This is a genomic window from Corynebacterium sp. UMB8791 (assembly GCF_054166365.1).
Genome location: NZ_JBSZCG010000147.1, coordinates 59,147 through 81,240 on the forward strand (window position 1 = coordinate 59,147; position 22,094 = coordinate 81,240).

At 62.3% G+C, this 22,094-nt stretch carries 15 protein-coding genes, 1 tRNA gene and 1 pseudogene; 13 read left to right on the plus strand and 4 right to left on the minus strand.

The window, feature by feature from the left end; all coding sequences use genetic code 11:
* The first annotated feature begins 22 nt into the window (after positions 1-22).
* Genes ACXIUA_RS10110 through ACXIUA_RS10135 form a run of 6 tightly spaced genes read left to right on the plus strand, consistent with a single transcriptional unit; the run spans position 23 to position 5,933 of the window.
* Complete coding sequence (locus ACXIUA_RS10110) at positions 23-1,603, plus strand: SLC13 family permease (RefSeq protein ID WP_070477487.1); 1,581 nt, start codon at positions 23-25, stop codon at positions 1,601-1,603.
* 15 nt (positions 1,604-1,618) lie between these two features.
* Positions 1,619-2,056 carry a hypothetical protein gene (locus ACXIUA_RS10115; RefSeq protein WP_457976751.1) on the plus strand — a complete coding sequence of 146 codons (438 nt, stop codon included), beginning with the start codon at positions 1,619-1,621 and terminating at the stop codon, positions 2,054-2,056.
* An 11-nt stretch (positions 2,057-2,067) separates the two neighbouring features.
* Positions 2,068-3,684 (plus strand): 2-succinyl-5-enolpyruvyl-6-hydroxy-3-cyclohexene-1-carboxylic-acid synthase, encoded by a 1,617-nt coding sequence (gene menD / locus ACXIUA_RS10120; protein WP_457976752.1) that lies wholly within the window; start codon positions 2,068-2,070, stop codon positions 3,682-3,684.
* Positions 3,684-4,109, plus strand: a complete 426-nt coding sequence (locus ACXIUA_RS10125; protein WP_457976789.1) for a DUF3592 domain-containing protein — start codon at positions 3,684-3,686, stop codon at positions 4,107-4,109. Before menD ends, ACXIUA_RS10125 begins: the two co-directional genes overlap by 1 nt.
* Positions 4,110-4,112: 3 nt before the next feature.
* Entirely contained in the window at positions 4,113-5,234 is a 1,122-nt protein-coding gene (locus ACXIUA_RS10130) for a glycosyltransferase family 4 protein (RefSeq protein WP_457976753.1), read from the plus strand.
* Between the two features lie 6 nt (positions 5,235-5,240).
* Positions 5,241-5,933, plus strand: a complete 693-nt coding sequence (locus tag ACXIUA_RS10135; RefSeq protein WP_070363148.1) for a demethylmenaquinone methyltransferase — start codon at positions 5,241-5,243, stop codon at positions 5,931-5,933.
* Here ACXIUA_RS10135 and ACXIUA_RS10140 read toward each other — a convergent pair.
* On the minus strand, positions 5,923-7,149 hold the full coding sequence (locus ACXIUA_RS10140; RefSeq protein WP_457976755.1) for a geranylgeranyl reductase family protein: 1,227 nt from the start codon (positions 7,147-7,149) through the stop codon (positions 5,923-5,925). The two genes, ACXIUA_RS10135 and ACXIUA_RS10140, sit on opposite strands and share 11 nt — an antisense overlap.
* A 145-nt stretch (positions 7,150-7,294) precedes the next feature.
* On the opposite strand from ACXIUA_RS10140, the gene ACXIUA_RS10145 reads away from it, so the two are divergent.
* Together ACXIUA_RS10145 and ACXIUA_RS10150 are read left to right on the plus strand one after the other, a co-directional pair.
* A complete protein-coding gene (locus ACXIUA_RS10145; RefSeq protein ID WP_070363146.1) occupies positions 7,295-8,311 on the plus strand; it encodes a polyprenyl synthetase family protein in 1,017 nt (338 codons plus the stop codon).
* Between the two features lie 82 nt (positions 8,312-8,393).
* Positions 8,394-8,476, plus strand: a tRNA-Tyr gene (locus tag ACXIUA_RS10150).
* A 127-nt stretch (positions 8,477-8,603) separates the two neighbouring features.
* On the opposite strand, the pseudogene ACXIUA_RS10155 reads toward ACXIUA_RS10150, so the two are convergent.
* Positions 8,604-8,972: pseudogene (locus ACXIUA_RS10155) on the minus strand (IS1249 family transposase); the annotation flags it as partial.
* A gap of 364 nt (positions 8,973-9,336) precedes the next feature.
* Between ACXIUA_RS10155 and ACXIUA_RS10160 the strand changes: the two are divergent.
* The 4 genes from ACXIUA_RS10160 (at position 9,337) to ACXIUA_RS10175 (ending at position 18,906) form a co-directional block, all read left to right on the plus strand.
* Positions 9,337-10,038: a DUF3800 domain-containing protein gene (locus tag ACXIUA_RS10160; protein WP_256021583.1), complete on the plus strand. Its 702-nt coding sequence runs from the start codon at positions 9,337-9,339 to the stop codon at positions 10,036-10,038.
* A gap of 715 nt (positions 10,039-10,753) precedes the next feature.
* The gene (locus ACXIUA_RS10165; RefSeq protein WP_457976757.1) at positions 10,754-13,246 is read left to right on the plus strand and encodes an adhesin domain containing protein; all 2,493 of its coding nucleotides are present in this window, start codon (positions 10,754-10,756) and stop codon (positions 13,244-13,246) included.
* Entirely contained in the window at positions 13,225-17,139 is a 3,915-nt protein-coding gene (locus ACXIUA_RS10170; RefSeq protein WP_457976758.1) for a G5 domain-containing protein, read from the plus strand. Before ACXIUA_RS10165 ends, ACXIUA_RS10170 begins: the two co-directional genes overlap by 22 nt.
* 204 nt (positions 17,140-17,343) lie before the next feature.
* Positions 17,344-18,906, plus strand: coding sequence for an alkaline phosphatase (locus ACXIUA_RS10175; RefSeq protein WP_288792547.1), 1,563 nt, complete (start codon positions 17,344-17,346; stop codon positions 18,904-18,906).
* Positions 18,907-18,920: 14 nt separating this feature from the next.
* Here ACXIUA_RS10175 and ACXIUA_RS10180 read toward each other — a convergent pair whose 3' ends face one another.
* Positions 18,921-19,580, minus strand: coding sequence for a hypothetical protein (locus ACXIUA_RS10180; protein WP_457976759.1), 660 nt, complete (start codon positions 19,578-19,580; stop codon positions 18,921-18,923).
* 418 nt (positions 19,581-19,998) lie between these two features.
* On the opposite strand from ACXIUA_RS10180, the gene ACXIUA_RS10185 reads away from it, so the two are divergent.
* Positions 19,999-20,445 carry a Panacea domain-containing protein gene (locus tag ACXIUA_RS10185; protein WP_256021594.1) on the plus strand — a complete coding sequence of 149 codons (447 nt, stop codon included), beginning with the start codon at positions 19,999-20,001 and terminating at the stop codon, positions 20,443-20,445.
* Positions 20,446-20,485: 40 nt separating this feature from the next.
* Here the strand turns inward: ACXIUA_RS10185 and ACXIUA_RS10190 are convergent, their stop codons facing one another.
* Positions 20,486-22,033: an AMP-binding protein gene (locus tag ACXIUA_RS10190; protein ID WP_288792552.1), complete on the minus strand. Its 1,548-nt coding sequence runs from the start codon at positions 22,031-22,033 to the stop codon at positions 20,486-20,488.
* Positions 22,034-22,094: the final 61 nt, after the last annotated feature.

Genomic DNA, 22,094 nt, shown 5'->3' on the forward strand with positions numbered 1-22,094 from the left:
ATCCTGTTCGAAAGGATCGAAAATGTCGACTCCCGTGATGCACGAATCGTCCGCGCTCTCCGACGGCGAGCTTGCCAAGTCGCCCGAACCGGGTGAGTGGCGCCGCCAACTCATCGGCCTGATCGCAGGTGTGCTGCTTGCGCTGCTGGTGTACTACATCTTCCCGGGCAGCGCTGCCGAAACAGTGCAACAGTCCTCGGGCGCCGACCCTGAAACGACCTACGACGCTGACGTGATGCGCGTCGTCGCCGCGACCACGGTGCTCATGGCGGCGTGGTGGATGACGGAGGCGATCCCGCTGGCGGCAACCGCGCTGCTGCCGATCGCGATCTTCCCAGTGATGGGCGTGGCAAAGTTTAGCGCCGTCTCCGGGCCGTACGCGTCGTCCACGATCTTCCTCTTTATGGGCGGCTTCCTGATGGCCCTTGGCCTGCAGCGCTGGAACCTGCACCGCAGGCTCGCGTTGGTGGTCGTGCGCATTGTGGGTACCAGCCCGAAGCGCATCATCTTGGGCTTCATGCTGGCCACTGGCTTCATGTCCATGTGGGTGTCCAACACCGCGACCGCGGTGGTCATGCTCCCGATTGGTGTTTCTGTGCTGACCCTGACCGCTGACTCCGTGGGTGGCATGCAGAACCAGAAGAAGTTCGCTACCTCGCTCATGCTGGCAATCGCGTACTCCGCCTCCACCGGTTCGCTCGGCACCCTGATTGGTACACCACCGAACGCGCTGCTGGCCGGCTACATGAAGGAAGCACACGACATCACGATCGGCTTCGGCCAGTGGATGCTCGTCGGTATGCCGATGGCGATCCTGTTGACCGTGATCGCGTGGTTTGTCCTGATTAACGTGTTCAAGCCTGAGATCGACCGGATCCCTGGTGGCAAGGAGCTTATCGACGCCGAGTACCGCAAGCTGGGCGCATGGACCTTCCCGCAGGTGGCCGTCGGCATCATCTTCCTGATCGCGGCACTCGCCTGGATCTTCATTCCGCTTGGCATCAAGCAGTTCGGTTGGGAGTTCCCGTACAACGACGCCATCGTCGGCATCATTGCCGGCCTGCTGATGTTCATCGTGCCGGGCACGAAGCAGGGCAAGCGCCTGATGGACTGGGAGACCGCGAACGAGATGCCGTGGGACGTCCTGCTGCTGTTCGGTGGTGGCCTGTCTCTGTCCGCGATGTTCACCTCCACCGGCCTGTCCCTCTGGATCGGTGAAGCCGCAAAGGGCCTCGCCGTGCTGCCGACGATCCTGCTCATCATGGCTGTCGCTGCACTGGTGCTGGGCCTGACCGAGCTGACCTCGAACACCGCAACCGCCGCAACCTTCCTCCCGATCATGGGTGGTGTCGCGGTTGGTATCGGCCTGACCGAGGCAACCGAGATGAACATCCTGCTGCTGGCCATCCCGGTGGCGCTGTCCGCAACCTGTGCGTTCATGCTTCCGGTGGCAACTCCGCCGAACGCGATTGCGTACTCCTCGGGCTACGTCACCATGGGCGAGATGCTCAAGGGCGGCCTGTGGCTGAACATCATCTCCCTCGGCCTGATCACCGTGGTGACCTACTTCCTGGCGGTGCCGGTGTTTGGTTTGGTGCTCTAGCGGTACGCTAGCAGCATGGATAACCAGCAACGTCCAAAGCAGTACTTCCCGGACCCGGAGCACCAAACGCAGTACTACGAGCCGGAGGCCTATTACGAACCCCAGTCCTATTACGAGCCGGAGCCGCAGCGCTCCAATGGTCTCGCAATCGGGCTGGGGACTGCCCTTGCTATCGCACTGTGCGCTGGCACGGTGCTGTTCTTCCTGTGGCGAAGCGCTGCAGCTGAAGCGGACAAGCCGCCGGTAACTTCCACGGTGACTGCGACTTCCGTTGTCACGGAGACGGTCACGGAAACCACGACGAAGCGGCCGAAGTTACTGCCGGACCGGGGGCGCGGGGAGAGCGGGGAGACCGTGGCACCGACCGAGCCAGCCGTCGAGGTGCCGACCGAGCTTCGCGGCCTGTTCGACGACATCGTCTCCGGTGCAGAGAGCGCCCTGCAAGGACAGTAAGGTAGGTGGCCATGAACTCGATGGATATTGCCCACCAGGTCGCCGAGACGCTGTCGCAGCACGTCACGGACGTGGTGATGTGCCCAGGTTCGCGCAACTCGCCGCTGGCGTACGCGCTGCTCGCACGCAGGGACATCACCGTCCACATGCGTATCGACGAACGCTCCGCCTCCTTCACCGCCCTCGGCCTGGCGCGCGTGCAGCGCCGCCACGTTGGCGTAGTGATGACGTCCGGCACCGCGGTTGCCAACACGCTTCCCGCCATGGTGGAGGCGCACATGGCGCACGTGCCGCTGGCCGTGATCAGCGCCGACCGCCCCGAGTGGATGGTCGGCACTGGGGCCTCCCAGACGATTTGGCAGCAGGGCATCTTCGGCCACTACGCCAAGACCCAGCAGGTCACTAGCGTCGAGGAGGCCCGCGCGCTGGACTTCAGCGCCATCCAGGTGCACGTGAACGTGGCCCTGGACACCCCGCTGGTGCCGGATACCCTGCCGGAGCCGGTGGGGCAGCCGCGCCGGGTTGGGCCGGGCCGCCTGGCCACGAAGCCCGCGTGGTGCGACCACGGAGCCGTGGACGTCGACCTGACGAAGGACACGCTGGTTATCGCCGGCGATGAGGCCTGGGACGTACCTGGCCTGGAACACGTGCCGACCATCGCGGAGCCCACCGCGCCGACGCCGTTCCACCAGGTGCACCCGCTGGCCGCGCGCTTCTTCGCGCAGAGCGAGGTCTCGATTAGCCACGACGGAGGAGACTTCGCGGCGTCGACGAAGCCGGAGCAGGTCATCGTGGTGGGACACCCAACCTTGCACCGCGACGTGATGGCGCTGCTCGCCGACCCGGACATCACCGTGATCGGCATTTCGCGCACGGAGACGTTCACGGGCAACCCGCAGCTGCGCGGGTCGCGAGTCAACGCCACAGGCCAGCCGCGCCAGCAGTGGATCACTATCTGCGAGGCCGCGGGCGGTGTTGGCGCGAACACGGTGCGCGACGCCCTCGCCGACGCCGACTACGGGTTCACTGGCATGCACGTCGCCGCAGCCGTGTGCGACACCCTCGGGGTGGGGGACACGCTGGTGCTTGGGGCCTCCAACCCGGTGCGCGACGCCTCCTTCGTCGGCATGCCGTTTGACGGCGTGCCCACGTTCTCCCCACGCGGAGCCGCAGGCATCGACGGCACGGTGTCCCAGGCGGTCGGTGTCGCGCTTGCCACGCAACGCCTGCACCCGGACGAGATCCGGGCACCGCGCACCGTGGCGCTCATGGGGGACCTCACGTTCCTCCATGACGCCGGTGGGCTGCTGATCGGGCCCGACGAGCCACACCCCGGCAACCTCACCATCGTGGTCGCCAACGACGACGGCGGCGGCATCTTCGAAACGCTCGAGGTCGGGGCGCAGTCCGTCCGGGACGACTTTGAGAAGGCGTTTGGTACGAGGCACGAAGTGGACGTCGAAAAGCTGGCGGAGGCCTACGGCGCCGACTACCGCCGTGCCGAAACCCTCACCGAGCTGCACGAGGTGCTCCTCGAGCTGGAGTCGCAACCCAACCCGATCACCGTCGTGGAAGCGCGCACCACCCGGTCCACCCGGCGAGCACTCGCGCAGCGGCTGCAAAAGTGATCCGCTGGAAGCGACGCGCCCAGCAGCTCGTGCTGGCGCTGTATACGTGCGCGATGCTCGGCTGCCTTGCGATGGTCGCAGGCCCCGCCATCAACGACTGGCGCATCGCCCGCGACCCCGGACGAGGCCTCGCCACCGTGACCGGCGTGAGCAAGATCCGCACCGCCGTGGAATACCAGGACGACCGCGGGCGCACCCACTCGCCCGCGACCGGCCTGCTGTACCCAACCGGGCTCAGCGAGGGACAGCAGGTGTGGGTGACGTACTCGCGCACCGACCCTGACCTGGTCAAGGTTGAGGGTCGCGGCTGGACGCTGTCGCTGATCCCTGCGCTGTCCGTCGCGGTGGTGGCGACACTGGTGGCCGCGGCCGCATGGAAGGGCGTCGGCCGCTTCGTTCGCGGGGAGAACGAGGGGCAGGTGTAGCGGATGCGCGTGGCCATCGTCGCCGAGTCCTTCCTACCGAACGTCAACGGGGTGACTAACTCCGTGCTGCGCGTGCTCGACCACCTTCGCGAGTACGGCCACGACGCCCTCGTGATTGCCCCCGGGGCCCGCGAGTACCAGGAAGAAATCCCCGACTACCGAGGCTTCCGCGTGGTCCGCGTGCCCACCGTCCGCGTGCCGATGGTCAACTCGCTGCCCGTCGGGGTTCCCACCAGTGCCGTGCGCGCCGCGCTCGCTGATTTTCAGTCGGACGTGGTGCACCTGGCCAGCCCGTTCGTGCTCGGGGCGGCTGGCGCGTTCGCCGCGCGCCAGCTTGGGGTGCCCGCGGTGGCGCTTTACCAAACGGACGTGGCGGGCTTCGCCACGAAGTACCACCTGCCGGCGCTGGCGAAGCTCGCGTGGGACTGGACGCGGCGTCTCCACAACGCGTGCCAGCTCACGCTCGCCCCGTCCACGGCGGCGGTGGCCCAACTGCGTGCCCACGGCATCGAGCGGGTCCACACGTGGGGCAGAGGTGTCGACGCCACCCTCTACCACCCCCGCCGCCGCAGCGAGGAGCTGCGTCGCACCTGGGACCCGAGCGGGCGCAAGCGCATCGTCGGGTTCGTCGGCCGCCTTGCCGCGGAAAAGAGCGTGCACCGCCTCGCCACGCTCTGCGGCCGCGAGGACCTGCAGGTGGTGATCGTCGGAGGCGGCCCGGAGGGCGACGAGCTTCGATCCGTGCTGCCGGGCGCGGTGTTCTGCGGCCCGCTCACCGGCGAGGAGCTCGCCCGCGCCTACGCCAGCTTCGACGTCTTCGTGCACCCCGGCGAGTTCGAAACCTTCTGCCAGACCATCCAAGAAGCCCAGGCCAGTGGGGTGCCCACCATCGCGCCCCGCGCCGGCGGCCCCGTCGACCTCATCACCGACGGCACCAACGGCCTCCTTCTCGACGTCCCCACCTTCACCACCGAACTCTCCCACGCCGTCGCGTGGTGCCTCGACGAGGCCCGGTGGCCGGACCTGCGGGTCGCGGCGCGCGGGTCGGTCTCCGGCAAAACGTGGGAGGCGCTGTGCCGACAACTCATCGAGTATTACGAACAGGCACAGCGCGCGCTACAGTAGAGCGTTATGGCCAAGGCAGATCTGGAGAAGAAGCCCTTCGACGTAGCGGGCATGTTTGACGGCGTCGGCGAGAAGTACGACATCACCAACACCGTGTTGTCCTTCGGGCTGGACAAGTACTGGCGCAGGCGCGCCCGCGAGCGCCTCAACCTGAAACCGGGGGAGAAGGTACTCGACCTCGCCGCCGGCACCGCCGTGTCCACCGTTGAGCTGGCGAAGTCCGGCGCGTGGGTCGTCGCCTGCGACTTCTCCCAAGGCATGCTTGCAGCCGGCCGCGACCGCGACGTCCCCAAGGTCGTCGGCGACGCGATGCACCTGCCGTTCGCCGACAACACCTTCGACGCCGTGACCATCTCTTACGGCCTGCGCAACGTCTACGACTTCGAGGCGGGCCTGCGCGAAATGGCGCGCGTGACCAAGCCCGGCGGGCGCCTTCTGGTCAACGAATTTTCGACGCCCATCGTCCCCGGCTTCCGCACCCTGTACAAGCAGTACCTGCCGGTGGCGCTGCCGCTGCTGGCGAAGGTGTTCTCCTCCAACGCGGAGGCCTACGAGTACCTCGCCGAGTCCATCCGGGCGTGGCCGCACCAAGAAGAGCTGGCCGCCGCCATCAACCACAACGGGTGGGCAGGCGCCGGCTGGCAGGACCTCTCGCTCGGCATTGTGGCGCTGCACAGCGCCGTGAAACCTACAACGTAGCGTCCCATAGCGGCGCGTTCACCGGCACCGCGCGTCCGGCCGCGCGCCACGCACGCGAAATCAGGTCTGTGTCTTCTTCGGTGACCAGGTTGCCCATCAGGCGTGCCGCCGCCGGCATCAGGTGGCGTCCTGCCACCCCGCGCAGCGCCAGCGGGCCCGCCACCGGCAAGAACTGTGGGTAGGTAAGCAGGCGGGCCGCGGTGCGCGCCAACGCGAACGCCGGGCCGTAGGCCTCCCGCAGGATGAGCGGCCACGCCAGCGTGCAGTCCTTGCCCTCCTGCAGCAGTTCCACCGCCATGACGGCAGTCTCCATGCCGTAGTCGATGCCCTCGCCGTTGAGCGGGTTCACGCACGCCGCCGCATCCCCGATGAGCACCCAGTTCGGACCCGCCACGTTCGAGACTGCCCCGCCCATCGGGAGCAGGGCGCTGGTGACCTGCTGCGGCTCGCCCAAGGCCCAGGTGTCACGCTGCTGGTCCGCGTACTGGTGGAGCAGCTTCTTCGTGTTCACGCGCGCCGGGCGGGCATCCGTGGACAGGGCGCCGCAGCCGAGGTTCACCGTGCCGTCGCCGAGCGGAAAGATCCAGCCGTAGCCGGGCTGAATGGTGCCGGTGTCGTCGCGAAGCTCCACGTGCGAGTGCATCCACGGCTCCCCGGACAGGGGGGAGGTGCAGTAGGAACGCGCCGCGATACCGAAGACCTCGCCCTTGTGCCACGTACGGCCCAACAGCTTGCCGAACGTCGAACGAACCCCATCCGCCACGATCACCCAGCGGGTGCGCACCTCGCCGCGCGCGGTGTGCACGGACTCGATCAGGCCGTCCGCTCCGAACGCCACGTCCGTTGCTGGGCAGTCCTGCCACACAGTGGCACCCGCGGCCTCAGCCTCCGCGACCAGCGCGGCATCGAAGGTTGCGCGCGGGCTCGCGGAGCCCTCCGTGCCGTAGACCCCGTCCGGCCACGGCGCCGTCACGTCACCCCCGTACCCGTGCAGTCGAAGGCCCTTGTTGCGGTAGGCGGGCAGCACGTGCTCCAGGCCCAGGCGGCGCATCGTATGCACCGCGCGTGGGGTCAGGCCGTCGCCGCAGGTTTTGTCGCGGCCGGGCGAAGCGGCGTCGAGAAGCAGGGTAGAAAACCCAGCTCTCTGGGCGGCAATGGCCGCCGTGGCCCCCGACGGGCCCGCGCCCACAACTACGCAATCAACAAACTCAGTCACGAGTCCACATTGTGCCAGATAGCGCAGGCACACCCCATTACTGCAAAAAATAGAGGGTGTGGACTACGGTTAGTGATGTTAACCGCGCGCAGCACATGCCCCGGGCATGGCGCAATGAGTACTTTAACCTGCAAGGACATCATCGATGACCAACGGCATAACACCGTCACCACGCCATGGATTTCGCATGGACCTAGGCGACGACGCCCTCACCGAGCGTGTTACGAAGGGCATGGGCGACGTTGAAACGCTGCTCAGGGAACGCCTCCAACAAGGTGAAGCGTTCATTACCGACAAAGTGATGCACCTAGCAGTCGCTGGCGGCAAACGCTTCCGTCCACTCGTGGCGCTGCTCTGCAGCGAGTTCGGCCCCAACCCGGGCGCCACCAACGTCATCAAAGGCGCCACCACCACCGAGATGGTGCACCTGGCCACCCTCTACCACGACGACGTCATGGACGAAGCCGAGAAGCGCCGCGGCGTCGACTCCGCCAACATGCGGTGGAACAACACCGTCGCCATCCTTGCTGGCGACATCCTGTTCGCACACGCCTCCCGCCTCATGAGCGAAATCGACACCGACACCGTCGCCCACTTCGCCGACACCTTCCAGGGCCTGGTCACCGGCCAAATGCGCGAGACAGTCGGCGCCCAGGGGGAGGACCCAGTCGAGCACTACCTCAAAGTTATCGACGGCAAAACCGCCGTCCTCATCGCGTCCGCGGCCTACCTCGGCTCGCTGCACTCCGGGGCGTCGCGCGACATCGTCGAGAGCTGCTCCCGAATGGGCAGCGCCATCGGCATGATCTTCCAGATCGTCGACGACATCATCGACATCTACTCCGACAGCGCCCAGTCCGGGAAAACTCCAGGCACCGACCTCCGCGAAGGCGTGTTTACCCTGCCCGTGCTGTACGCGCTCGAAGAGGACTCGCCCGCGGCAGAGGAGCTTCGTAGCCTCCTCACTGGCCCACTCGAAAACGACGCCGACGTCGAACGGGCCATCACTCTGCTCGGCCAGACGCAAGGGCGTCAGCGCTCCCTCGCCACCGTGCGCGAGTACCTCGACATCGTCGAGCGCGAACTCGACTTCCTTCCCGACGGCCCCGCAAACCAAGCACTGCGGCAGGTCTCCGTGTACGCTATCGAACGCGTCGGATAGCGGTGGGATATGCCCTCTGTGCACGCGATTTGCCTTATCGCGGGTGCGTTGATGTAAAGTAGTCCACGCACTTACGGTGCATGCCAGGTTGTCCGAGTGGCCAAAGGAAGCGGACTGTAAATCCGCCGGCGTACGCCTTCAGAAGTTCGAATCTTCTACCTGGCACCGCAAGCCCGTCTCTCACAGAACGTGAGGGGCGGGCATTTTTCATGTTGTAGTGACGCGTTATAACGTGTACGAAGAAGGCGGGTTAAGGGTCAAAATGTGTGTCTGGCTCGGCGTGTCGCGGGGGTTAGATTTGGCCTTTTTGAATGCCGATTGAGTGGGTGTAGTCGGTGTCGATAGCGTTGTCGTAGAGGGCTGGGCGTCCTGTTTCGTGGTCGGCTTGGTTCTCGGTTTGGGTCAGGGTGGATACTTTGGCGAGTTGGCCCTGGCCCCAGTCGGACTGCCTGGCGATTCGTACTGGATCGTCAGGCAGTTCCGTTTTTAAGTAGAGCCACCAATCCAGCATGCGGCGTTGTCGTTCGCCTGATCTGCCGCGGTGGGTTCTGGCGAGCAGTTTGAGCTGGGCGTTGATGCCGCCTTCTAAGCTGTTGGTGGTGGATTTGATCCGCTCGGGCGCAAGGACTCCTGCTGGCGGGTTGAGGTAGACAAACAGCACGAGCACTTTCCCGCCGTAGGCCCAGGCAGGGCCGGGAATCCATATGCAAAAAGCACACATTTTGTCGCTTAACCCGTACACACCAGCTTGGATGGCGGGCTTCTCCGCGCCCCGTCAGAATAGTTCCCCGAGATTCGCGGTCGCCGGAACTATTTTAGGCGACCATTCCGACGACCTGGGGAAACACCGCAGTTGAGCGCCGAAAACCGGGGCTGAGGCCAAAGTAGTTCCCGAGCCCGGGAACTATCTCGGACGTGCACAGACAATCGACCACGTGCGTATTGTCAGGCGTAGACCGAGCACAGACCGAGCAGATTACGGCGCAGAAAGGGGACTAGCGTGACGGATTGCTAGGGTGATCCATGTGTTGCATGCATTTATTGATGAATCCGAGCACAAGGATAAATACTTCACCCTCACCGTCTTGATCGTGGAGGACGAAAACCTTTTACGCCTTGAGCAAGAATTGGATGCCTTGCTTGCGGACTATGCCGAGACCACCGGCTGCGTCAATATCGATGCTGAGTTGCATGGATACGACATGATGCAGCAAAAACGAGATTGGGATGGGGTTCCAATCAGAATCGCGAGATCGATTTATCTACGCGCTCTTGGGACAATAAACATGCTTGCATCTGCCATGTTCGTGGAGACCATTGACCGACATGAGCAAGCAAAGAAATATCGAAATGCTTACAATCCACGAACGGTAGCAATCGGCTACATATTGGAGCGCGTGAATGAGTATGCCTCAAAAAGAAACGAGATTGCGAAGTGTTACCTCGATGACCACTACACCGCTCCGGAAGGGCGTAAAGAATTCATCGAGTATAAAGCCAAGGGGACATTCGGCTACCGAAGCTCCAAACTTGCCAATATAGAAGAAATGGAATTCTATGACTCACGGTCGGAGCGGGGGTTACAAGCCGCTGACCTCTGCTGTTATGTTTATCAGCGGCGTCTCAACGTGAAAGTCGGTAACCCAAAAATGCTCGCAACCCAAGAAAAGATGTGGGGGGCGATTGAAAACATTGTTAAAAGCGGTAGGCAACGAATTTGGCCGTAGACGCACAAAAACCCCGCACGGCGGGGTTTCTGGCAATGTGGAGTTGCGCACGGCGCGCAATCTCTACAATCAAAATGCTAGCTAGTCGGTGATGGAAAAACAAGATTCAGCGCGGTAAAAGCACGCAAGATGTAAAAAACTGCCGGGTGTCTCGTAGAGCGGCGTTCAGCCTGCTAGCGCATTATGGGGTGGGGAGATTCAGCGAGCAGACGCTGGGGTGGGCATGCCTGTCGGTTCAGGACGAAACGGAGATCAACAAATGGGCACGTCGAAAGGGATCGTACAGGTTCCATGGCGAGCTGTGGCAATGAAGTAGCAGCTTCACGACGTCCCCGGTGAAAACTTAACTTCACTTATATTCATAAGGCGTAGGACGCAGGCAGCGCTTCACGATGCATCGCAGGGCCCGCCCCACTTATCGACGCCCTCTTCGCTCCACTCCCCGTTCTCACCACTGCAGAGGCGTGTTTGGTGAGCAAAACAAAACTCACCCCCGCCCGTACGGAAAAGGCGAACACTCGGGGTGTTTTCCCGGTTTCGTGGGCATTCGCGGTGGGGGTGCCGTGAATTCTATATCGACATTCGCTATACCTATTCACTAGAATAGACGCTTATCTACTGCTTGAAATACCATGTCAGTGGCACTTTTACACCAGATTCAGGAAGCTGGTTGTTTTTATCAGTTTCTTCTGAAGTATTTATGAGGAGTAAATTAATGGCCGAATCATCTCGGCGTTTTCGTAAGTCAACGTCTACTAGCATCGCGGCAACATCTGCGATTGCGCTCGCGCTTGGTGGCCTGAGCGTGGTCGGCCCGGGCCCGCTGGCGCCGTACGCTGCGGCTGCCACCCTGAGCGGTGGTATCCGCGACAAGTCCGGCGCGGTGGAGAAGGACGCACAGAAGGCCTCCGACCTGCCGGCCGGGTCGTGTGTTGTTAGGGAAGCCGACACCGCTAACCACAGCCAGGCTGGTTTCAGCTGGAACACCCTGGAGCCGGGTGCAGATAGCCCCGACAAGACCCTGTGGGGTCTGAGCGTCTCCTTTGATAACTCGAAGGACCGCACATTCGCCGATTGGTCCTTCACCAATGGGGGGAACCTTGGCAAGGTCTTAGGTACCGACAATGTGCCTTCCATGGATGCCGGCCAGACCTTCCTTGACAAGAGCGTCACGCACAAGGCTGACGAAGCCATTGAGATTACTGGTGCTCGCCTACAACGAAACCTGAATCTCTACGCAGAACTGACCGATGACAAAGTCAAGCAGTTCGCTTCGGCCACTGCCGCCAATCCCGTGCGCTACGCCTGGCAGAGCAATTACACGAAGGACAATCCTTCGGGCCTGAAAGCTACGGAAGGTGACAGCTCGGAATTCAAAGCTGTTGTAAACCCGTGGCCGAGCGAGAACATCGAATGTAACCCGATTACGGTGTCGTGGGAGAACTGGGAGAAGCACGTCATCGTGCCTGGTGACGAAACCAAGGTCGGTACGATCAACGTCCCTACCGTGCAGAACGACGCCAAGGACGATTCCATGTCCCGCATGGTCGTGGAGGCCTACGACGGCAACGGCAAGTTCATCGGCACCACCGACCCGGAAGCCTCCGGTGGTACGCAGAACCTGCGTATCGACGAAAAGACCGGTGACATCTACTTCACCTGGCCGGAGTACCGCGGTACTGACTTGGCGACCGACAAGAACGTCAACTTCTCCGTTTTGGCGAAGCCGCGTACCGTTGACCAACTCCAGGCCGCTGCTGACCACAACAACGAATGGGGCGACAATAAGGCCTTCGACAGCTCCAACTCGCCGACACGCTACAGCAAGGCGAACGTCATCGGCTCTAAGGCGTTCTCGCTGGATGACACTGAGTACCACGACCCGAAGTACGACAAGACGGACGCGTCGATCATCTCCGGTGTCGATAGCGAGACCGGCCCGCTCGCGACCGAGCCACAGAAGGTCACCTTCACCCAGACCCCTGACCTGATCAGGGAACTGGCGAAGAAGAAGGATCAGAAAGGGTTCGAAGCTAAGGCCACCCTGGACGAGAAGTACGTCTACGAGGGCTGGACCGTCGAGATGGACGAGGACTACAACGTCACCGTCACGGCTCCGGAGAACCCGAAGCCGGGCAGCTTTGCGCAGCCTAAAATCACTGTCGAGTACTCGAACGGCTCTACAGACGTACTTCAACTCATGGTGGTTGTTGATCCAAACAACACCCAGGTCACTGACCTGGTACGCCCGGGCCTGACCAAGGGCAAAATCGGTGAGGACCTCACCGCTCAGGTGGGCACCAAGTCCATCATGAAGGGCCACAAGCCAGTCCACCCGGCCAAGTTCGAGATCGACGAGTCCACCGTGCCTGAAGGTTGGAAGGTCACCGTCGATGAGACTGGCAAGGTCACCGCGAAGGCGAACGACACCGTCGCACCGGGCACCGTCATCACCCCGAAGGTGAAGGCGACCTACCCGGATGGCACTACAGATCCGATTGAGGTCCAGTTCCAGGCGGTCGTCGACATCAAGATCCCTGAATACGACACGGTGACGAAGAAGCCGAACGAAGAAGCCTCGCAGACGCCAACGCTCCCTGAGCGTGGCTTGAGTGGTAACACGACCGACGAGGCTCCGTTCAAGTACACGCCTGACAAAGACACCATGGAGATCGCTAAAAGAGTCAGCACTGTTGACGAAGAAACCGGCGAAGAAAAGGTGACGTGGACGTGGCCGTTTGAAGACGAGGGGGGCAAGTGGACCATCACGCTCGACGAGAAAACCGGTCGGATCGACACGAAGATTCCGCGTACCGCGCCCGAGGGGCACAAGCTTGATGTTCCGGTCCTTGCGCACTACAGCGAGGAAAGCGAGGCAGATCCGCAGGACGTTAAGGCCACCTTTGTGGTACTGCGTGGCGACAATGCTCCAACATACGACGTACAGGTCACTGGCCCGAACCAGGCTGTGAACCATAACGTTCAGGACGCACCAAAGGGCTCCAAGTACTCCTTCGGCATCGACGAGAACGGCGCGCCGATCACTGAGCAGGAAGTTGACGGTTGGAAATACAAGGTTGATCCGAACACCGGTGTTGTATCTTCCACCCCGCCGGCAAACTCCAAGCCGGGTGACAAGAAGACCATCAACGTCACGGTGACCACCCCGAACGGCTTGACCCGCTGGTGCCAGTCACCACCGTGGTGAAGCTGACCAACAGCTGGGAAGCTGAGCCGGTTGTTCCGTCACAGACCGTCTACCCGGGTGATACCGCAACCTCGCCGATCTCCGTCGAGAAGCCAAAAGAGATCAACCTTCATCCGGACAAGCCGTTCACCATCGACCCGGAGGGCCTCGAGGCCACCGGCGAGAACAACGAGTTCGGCAACCCGACCTACACGGTGAAGACCGACAACGGTGACTGGATCGTCGGCCTGGATGACAAGGGCAACGTCATCTCCACTTCCCCGGATACCGCTGAACCGGGCGACAAGATCGACGTCCCGGTCATCGTGACCTACGAGGACGGCTCAAAGGACAACACCACCGCGACGGTCAACGTCGTCGACGTCCCGGAGCGTGAGCTTCCGTTCGAGGTCGAGTACAAGTTCTCTGATCAAATCCCTGCCGGCAAGTACAAGGTGGAAACCGAAGGCAAGCCTGGCAAGGAGAAGATGAACAAGGACCGCAAGTGGGAGCGCGTCGTTGATCCGGAAACCAAGAAGCCGATGGACCCGGTCAACGAGGTCGTCCTCATCGGCACCAAGCCTGCCGAGAGCGTCAAGGACGTCAAGTGGACGTTCCCGATTCCGTACCCGACTGAGGTTCGCGAGAATCCGGAGCTCAAGCCTGGCGCGATGAAGACCGTCCAGGAAGGTGAGAACGGCGAGAAGACCTACACCGCCAAGTTCACCTCCAAGGGCTCTGAAGCACAGGTTGCTGAGGATGAAACCACCAAGGAGCCAGTCACTCGCATCATCGAGGTCGGCCCGGGCATCCCGGATGAGGAGTTGACCAGCAAGAAGACTCAAGAGGTTCCGTTCGAGATCGAGTACGTCTACGACGACAACCTCGAGTCCGGCAAGCAAGTTGTCGACGAAGAGGGCGTCCCGGGTGAGCAGACGATTACCTCCACCCAGAAGATCAAGGACGGCAAGCCGGACGGCGAACCGAGCATCAACATCGAGCAGACCAAGGCCCCGAAGAAGGCCAAGATCCGCATCGGCACCAAGACCACTGGTGAGAACACCGAGACCTACAAGGCTGAGGCCCCGTACAAGGTCGTCGTTAAGTACGACCCGAACATGCCTGCCGGTGAGTCCAAGGTGACCACCAAGGGTGAGCTGGGCGAGAAGACGGTGACGATCAAGCGTGACATCACCAACTCGAAGCCTGGCGATCCGCAGATCACTGAGAAGATCACCAAGGAGCCGGTAGATGAGGTCATCACCGTCGGCACCAAGCCGTCCGAGGCCTCCGAAAAGGTCACCTGGACTGCCCAGGTTCCGTTCGACGTTGAAACCCGTCCGAACCCGGAGTTGAAGCCGGGTGAGATCAAGGTAGCCCAGAAGGGCGAGCCGGGTGAGAAGACCTACACCGCAGATTTTGCGGCCACGGGCGACCAGGCAACGGTCACGCCGGAGGAGAAGCAGACCAAGGATCCGGTTAACGAGATCATCGAGTACGGTCCGGCGGCTGAGGACACCTCTGTGGTGACCAAGGTTGAGAAGCCGGTTCCGTTCGAGACCGAGATTGTCTTCGACAACACCCTTAAGGAGGGTGAGCAGGTCGTCGATGAGCAGGGCGAGCTTGGTACCGAGGTTGTGACCTCTACCCAGAAGATCGTCGACGGAAAGCCGTCCGGCGAGCCGACCGTGACCTCTGAGCAGACGAAGACACCGAAGAACGCCAAGATCCGCGTTGGCACCAAGACCACCGGTTCTACTACCGAGACCGTGGAGTCTGAGGTTCCGTTTGGTGTGAAGATCGAGTTCGATCCGAACCTGCCAGCTGGCACCTCTGAGACTGTCACTGAAGGTAAGCCGGGTAAGAAGAAGGTGACGATCGAACGCGACATCACCAACTCCAAGCCAGGCGACCCGAAGGTTTCCGAGGAGATCACCGAAAAGCCGGTTGACCAGGTGATCAAGGTCGGCACCAAGCCAGCCGAAGCGCCTGAGGCCTCCGAGAAGGTCACCTGGAAGGCGCCGCTTCCGTTCGAGGTTGAGACCCGTCCGAACTTGGCGCTGAAGCCGGGCGAGATCAAGGTCGTCCAGAAGGGCGAGCCGGGTGAGACAACCTACACGGCTGACTTCACCGCAAAGGGCGACCAGGCTTCCGTGAAGCCTGAAGAGAAGCAGACCAAGGATCCGGTCAAGGAGATCATCGAGTACGGTCCGGCTATCGAAGACGGTGAGCTGGTCACCAAGGTGAAGAAGCCAGTTCCGTTCGAAACCGAGGTCATCCTCGACGACACCCTTGATTCGGGTAAGCAGGTCGTCGATCAGCAGGGCGAGCTTGGTGAGGACGTTGAGACCTCCACCCAGAAGATCGTCGATGGCAAGCCGTCCGGGGATCCAAAGGTCACCACTGAGCGCACCAAGGAGCCGGTCAAGCAGATCATCCGCGTCGGCACCAAGAAGCCTGCAAACCCGACGCCACCGACCGATGAACCGGAGCAGCCGACTCCGCCGTCGACTGATCCGGAACCGTCGATTGAAGCAAAGGAAGTCAAGCTTCCGTTCACCACGAAGATCATCTACGACGAGACGCTTGAACCAGGCGAGGAAGTCGAGGATCAGAAGGGTGAAGACGGCAAGGTTGAGGTGACCGTCGAAAAGGGTCAGCCTTCCGTGAAGACGACCAAGGAGCCGGTCCAGCGCATCGTGCGTGTTGGCACCAAGCCACCTGCGGACATCGAGTGGAACGAGCGAATCCCGTTCGAGGTGAAAGTCAAGTTCGACCCAACCATTGAGGCTGGCAAGCACAAGGTTGAGCAGGAAGGCAAGCCAGGCCTGGTCCACCACAAGTCTGACGGCACCGAAGAGACCGTCGTGGAGAAGCAGGACCACGTTATCCTCATCGGCACCAAGAAGCCGGGCAACGATCCGGAGAACCCGGATCAGCCTGAGCAGCCGACGCCTGGTGGCGACCTGGAGATCAAGGTCCGCTACACCACCCGGATTGTCTACGACCCGAACCTGAAGCCAGGTGAGGAAGTCGAAGACGTTGCTGGTAAGGACGGCCGCTACACCATCAAGGTTGTCGACGGCAAGCCTGTCGCCGAGATGGTGGAGAAGCCAGTCGAGCGCGTTGTTCGCGTCGGCACCAAGCCACCGGCTGGCACCAGCTGGACTGAGGAAGTCTCCTACGACTACGAGGTCGTTGAGGACTCCGAGCTCGAATCGGGCAAGCACGAGGTTGTGCAGCCGGGTAAGCCTGGTCAGCGCATCCATAAGGAAGACGGCAGTGTCGTCGAGGTTGCTCCGCAGAAGCTGATCATCAAGGTCGGCACGAAGAAGAACCCGACTGACCCGAGCGAGCCTTCGAATCCGAACGATCCGAACAACCCGAACCAGCCAGGTGGCAAGCCGAACCCGAACGATCCTTCGACGCCGGCTGAGCCAGGCGCCAACGGTTCCTCGGAGAAGGCGAAGCGCTGCGCTGCGAACGCGTTCGCGGTCAACAGCCCGCTGCTGTGGCTGCTGCCAATCGGCCTGCTTGCTGGTATCGGCTACGGCGTGAACGAAGCGTTCGGCCCGCAGCTGCAGCAGGCTGGTGCTGAGCTGAACGCCCGCTTCCAGGAGTCCATGCCGAAGCGTGATTGGGGCCACGGTCAGCAGGGTCGCCGCCACGAAGACCCAGAATGGGTCCGTGAGCTGCGCGCGAAGGCAGACGCTGTCAACCGCCAGTTCGCTGGCTACGGCGAGCAGCTGCGCCCGCTGGGTATCGCGCTCGGCGCGATCGCTGCGGTCAGCATGCTGGGCGTCCTGATCGCCCAGGCGTGTGAGGAGGACGGGTTCAATAATGGCCTGACGCTCCTCGGTTCTTCGAAGGAGACTACGTCTTCTGAGAAGGCTGGTTCTTCTGAGCAGAAGTAACCCGCGCAGAGTCGAATGAAAGGCGCCACCCACACTGGGTGGCGCCTTTTGGCGTTCCGGACACTGAAAGGGTTCGCTCAGCGTTCACCCAAAATTGCGCCAAACATAACCGGAATGTCTCCGGAAACTCACATTGCTTTCGCAGAATCGTTGTGTCGCCAACCCGGCGGCTCGAACCAAGTACCGATTCTGTGAAGGAAACTCATGGCTTTTACCAACCCACGTGTCGCCGCTGCAGCAACGTCCGCTGTGGTGGCGCTCGCTGTCGTCGCAACGCCTGCAGACGCCGCTGAACCGAAGGCGCCGAAGAACATCATCTACATGGTCGGCGACGGCATGGGCTACAACCATGTCGCCGCAGCTAACTTGTGGCAGACTGGTCAGTCCAAGTGGATGCTCAACGGTGAAAACAGCATCAACAGCATCTCCAACGTCGACGGCAAACCAGTCCAGGCCTTCGAGCAGGAGGACAAGGGCTGGAAGCACACCTCCATGACCACCTTCCAGTACGGCAACGAGTACGACGAAATCAAGGCGTGGAGCGACCGCGACTGGATCAACAAGAACTTCACCGACTCCGCCGCAGCCGCCACCGCCATGGGCACCGGCGTCAAGACGGACAACGGCAAGATCGGCGTCGACCACAAGGGAGAGAAGCTCGAGAACACCTCCCAGCGAGCCGTGGCGCAGGGCAAGGCCGCCGGCGTCGTGTCCTCCGTGCCGTTCAACCACGCCACCCCGGCAGGCTGGGGCGGCCACAACGAGAACCGCAGCAACTACACCCAGCTCGCCGACGAAATGCTCGGCCCCGACAGCCCACTGTCCGTCATCATGGGCGCCGGCCACCCGCTCTACGACGACAACGCCCAAAAAACCGACAAGTTCAACCCGAAGTACATCACCGAGGAGACCTACAACAAGGTCGCCAACGGTGAAACCGACTGGAGCCTGGTCACCGACCAGGCAGACTTCGAGTCCCTCGCCAAGGCAGCCAACAAGGACGCCAAGAAGGTTTTCGGCCTCGCACCCGTGGCGAACACGCTGCAGCAGGGCCGCGACGGCTCCGACGGCGAAGACAAGGCAAACGTCGGCCCGTACCTGACCGAGTTCAACAAGGGCGTGCCAACCCTGGCCACCATGTCGCTCGGCGCTCTGAACACCCTCAACCAGGACAAAGACGGCTTCCACCTCATGATCGAAGGCGGCGCCATCGACTGGACCGGCCACGCCAACACCATCGGCCGCTCCATCGAAGAGACCATCGACTTCTTTGACGCGGTAGAGGCCGTCGAAAAGTGGGTCGAGGCGAACTCCTCCTGGGAGGACACCCTGCTCATCGTCACCGCCGACCACGAAACCGGCTACCTCGCCGGCCCGCAGGACACCGACAAGTACAGCGAGCTCAGCGGCGAAAAGGGCGCCAAGCCGGAGCACACCTACAACTCCGACAACCACACCAACCAGCTCGTCGGCTTCTGGTACAAGGGCGCAGGTGCCGACGACATCTACGAAGCATCCACCAAGCACACCGACAAGATCCGCGGCTCCTACATCGACAACACCACCGTCGCCCGCCTCACCCTGGACAAGTGGTGGAACGGCGAAAAGCCAGCAGACAACAAGAAGCCTGCCGACGGCTCCTCCGCCGACTCCCCGTGGCTCATCGCCATCCTGTCCATCCTCGGAGTCGCCGGTCTACTGGCTGTGATCGCACAGGCAGCACCATCCCTGGTGGACAACCTGCGCACGCAGCTGCCTAAGTTCTAGCAGCTACTACCTGTCTACATAGGAAGCATCGGCAACTTCACGCCGAGCTTCGGCAGCGCGGCAATCAGGCCAATGATCGCGAGCACCGCCGCGATCACGCCACCAACAATCGCCGCCACGTTCAGCTCCGGCTCCGCCGTCGGGTACGCAACATCCGCCTGGGCGCCCTTCGCGCAGGCAGCGGCCGCGGCGGAGTCGGCGTCGTCAAGCATTGCCTGCTTCTCGGCGACCTTCCCAGCTGGCGTGGCGGCCCACGCCTTGTACAGCGCCTCATCACTCTTCTCGACGCCAAACGGCACCTCAACGCGCTCCACCCCCGGGCCGACCTGGCGCTTGGCCGGGACAATGTCCTCGAGCGTGCGCTCCTTCGTCGGCTTCGTCTCCTTCACCGTCTTCTGCGCCTCGGCGTACTTCTCAGCGAGCTTGGTTGGGCGCTTCGTGGCGTCCGGGTAAGCAGTATCCACGGCGGCCACGAAGTCACGCGCCTGCTCGTGGGCGCCAATTGCCTTCGACGCTTCGAACCAGGCCCTCACGAAGCGCTGCTCGGCGAGCGAAAGCTGCACCGTGCACATGCCGTCCTTGTCCTTCACGCTCACCGTCGCGGCGTGGGCAGGTGCGGCAATGGTGCCGAGCGCGATCGCGGTGGCTGCTGCGCAGGTAACGATACGTTTCATGGTGTCCTCCTTGAGGTCGAGTGGGTGTACCGGGTGTACGTGTTTAGTTTCCGACACCGCATGTTGCGACAGCGTTAACGTGGGAATCCGGGGGTAGGTGGGGGTGGTTTGCGGCTGGTCTCCGGGCGGTTCTCGCTCCGGTCGAGGTGTTCAAGGAGTGCGACGCAGGTCGCCCATTTTCGCGTCGCCTGGCTGATTTCCGGCGACCAGCATCGCACGCTTCTAAGACCTCGACCGGAACGAAAACAAAGCAAGTGAGTATCGAGATTGCAGGCGTGAGCGACTAGGATGAACGCAATTCTGAATTTGGACGCTGTAACGAGAACGGCCTGGTATTACTGGTCACCGTGTTCATGTCTGAACGCTGAGTACAGTTGATCAGTAATACAGTAATGACCAAGCTGTGAGGGGAACGAACGTGGGTACAAGGACAGCACTTGAGATCGCACACTGGTTTGTAGCGTGGGCAGAACAGATGGATGCGGATCTGTCGCAGCTCAAGCTCCAGAAGCTCCTGTACTATGCGCAGGGCGAACACATCGGATCGGCTGGAACCAAACTGTTTTCTGATGAGATCCAGGCATGGCAGCATGGTCCCGTCGTTGCTGACGTCTACAAGGCGACCAAGCAGTATGGGCGTAACCCCATTGATCCTGACGCGTTCATTCCTGAGGACTTTAATTGGGATGATTACGCTGATATCCAGGATGAGCTGGTAGCTGTGTGGCGCAAATACGGTATCTACTCTGCGTGGGCCTTGCGTGAAAAGACGCACTCGGAAAAACCTTGGCGCGAAGCGTTCTATGCCGGTAAAAATGTCGAGATTACCGAAGCTGCCCTGAAAGAATTCTTCAGCGCGGCCTAGTCCAATGGGGAAGAACAGGCGTTAGCCAACACCGCCTCCCTTACAACTCCCGCGGCACCACTTTTCCGGTGGCGTTGCGGGGCAGTGCGTCGACGAAGTGGACGTCGCGCGGAACGGAATGCTCGGCGAGGTGGTCGCGGACCCAGCCCTGGACGCTGGCAGCCGTCAACGCCTGGCCGTCTGGATCGTCAGCGCGGACGACCCAGACGGCGACGCGTTTGAAGGTGTCGGGGTCGTCGACGCTGCCGACGTAGAGGTCGTCGATACCTGGCATGCGCTCGAGGACTGCTGCGACGGATTGGGGGTGGACGTTTTCGCCGCCGACGATGATCATGTCGTCGCTGCGGGACACGACGTGCAGGAGGCCCTGGTTGTCGAAGTAACCGAGGTCGCCCATTTCGATGAGGCCGTCGATGGTGACCATGGGCGTGTTGGGGTTGGTGTAGCCGCGGAGTGCGGTTTCGTTGTTGAGGAATATCCGGCCGACGGTGCCGGTGGGGACTTCGCGTCCGGCGTCGTCGTAGATGCGCAGGGTGGTGCCGGGTGGGACGCGGCCGACGCAGGTCGGGTCGTTGGCGACGATGGTGGCGTCGGCGGCTGCGGCGAGGGCGAGTTCGGTGGAGCCGTAGATGTTGGCCACGATGGGGCCGAAGCGGTCGATGAGTCGCTCGGCGAGCAGCGGGGTCAGGGCGTTGCCGGCGGTGCCGATGAAGCGCAGCCGCGAGGTGTCGTAGTCCTCCTCCAGGTCAAGCATCTGTTTGAGGAAGATGGGAGAGGAGATGAGGCCGTCGCAACGGAAGTGCTCGAGTTGGCGGAAGGCGTTGGCGGGGTCGAAGACGCGCTGGGTGACGATGGTGCCGCCTACCCCGAGCGCGATGTTGAGCGCGGACCAGCCCCAGGTGTGGAACATGGAGGCGGTCATCTGGACGGTGTCGCCGGCGCGAAACGGGATGGCTTCGAGGTAGCCGGCGGCGACGAGGGGGAGGGTGGGCTCGGCGCGCAGGATGCCTTTGGGGATGCCGGAGGTGCCTGAGCTCATGAGCACGATGTCGCCGTGCTTCGGGAACAGCGGCAGCGTGGCGTCGCCCCCGCCCATACTTATCGACGCCAACTTCGCCCCATCAACCACCACCATGGCGGTGCCCATGTCTGGGATGCGGGGTAGGAATTCGTCGTCGGTGAAGAGGATGTTGATGTTGTTTTCCTCGATGCAGCCGCGGAGTTGTTCGGTGGAGGAGCCGACGTTGAGGAGGAAGATGGAGCCGCCGGTGTAGCCTTTAGCGCCGAGCGGAAGGATGATGCCGCGTCCGTTTCGGGCGATGACGCCGATGCGCGGCTGGTCGGTGACGCTGAGGATCCAGCGGGCCACGTTGCGCGCTTGGGTGCGGAGGTCGCGGTAGGTGAGGAGGCCGGTGTCGTCGATAAGGGCGGTGCGCTCGGGGGCGGCGAGGTAGCCCTGTTCGATGGCGCGGGCGGTGGTGAAACGGAAGCGGAGCAGATTTGGTATAACCCCTAGCGCTGCTTTCGGGCTGTTGCCGAGGCTGATCATTCCGGCGCGGTGGGTGGCCCTGAGAAAGCGGAGAAACATTGCTCTATTCTATGACATCTGGCAAAGTAGGCGTAGTTCTTGTTGTAGATGTGAAAGAAGT

Bases quoted from the DNA above. Each gene is read 5' to 3' on its own strand.
- ACXIUA_RS10110 (WP_070477487.1), top strand. From the start codon at position 23: ATGTCGACTCCCGTGATGCACGAATCGTCCGCGCTCTCCGACGGCGAG.
- ACXIUA_RS10115 (WP_457976751.1), top strand. From the start codon at position 1,619: ATGGATAACCAGCAACGTCCAAAGCAGTACTTCCCGGACCCGGAGCAC.
- menD (WP_457976752.1), top strand. From the start codon at position 2,068: ATGAACTCGATGGATATTGCCCACCAGGTCGCCGAGACGCTGTCGCAG.
- ACXIUA_RS10130 (WP_457976753.1), top strand. From the start codon at position 4,113: ATGCGCGTGGCCATCGTCGCCGAGTCCTTCCTACCGAACGTCAACGGG.
- ACXIUA_RS10135 (WP_070363148.1), top strand. From the start codon at position 5,241: ATGGCCAAGGCAGATCTGGAGAAGAAGCCCTTCGACGTAGCGGGCATG.
- ACXIUA_RS10145 (WP_070363146.1), top strand. From the start codon at position 7,295: ATGACCAACGGCATAACACCGTCACCACGCCATGGATTTCGCATGGAC.
- ACXIUA_RS10165 (WP_457976757.1), top strand. From the start codon at position 10,754: ATGGCCGAATCATCTCGGCGTTTTCGTAAGTCAACGTCTACTAGCATC.
- ACXIUA_RS10175 (WP_288792547.1), top strand. From the start codon at position 17,344: ATGGCTTTTACCAACCCACGTGTCGCCGCTGCAGCAACGTCCGCTGTG.
- ACXIUA_RS10180 (WP_457976759.1), bottom strand. From the start codon at position 19,580: ATGAAACGTATCGTTACCTGCGCAGCAGCCACCGCGATCGCGCTCGGC.
- ACXIUA_RS10190 (WP_288792552.1), bottom strand. From the start codon at position 22,033: ATGTTTCTCCGCTTTCTCAGGGCCACCCACCGCGCCGGAATGATCAGC.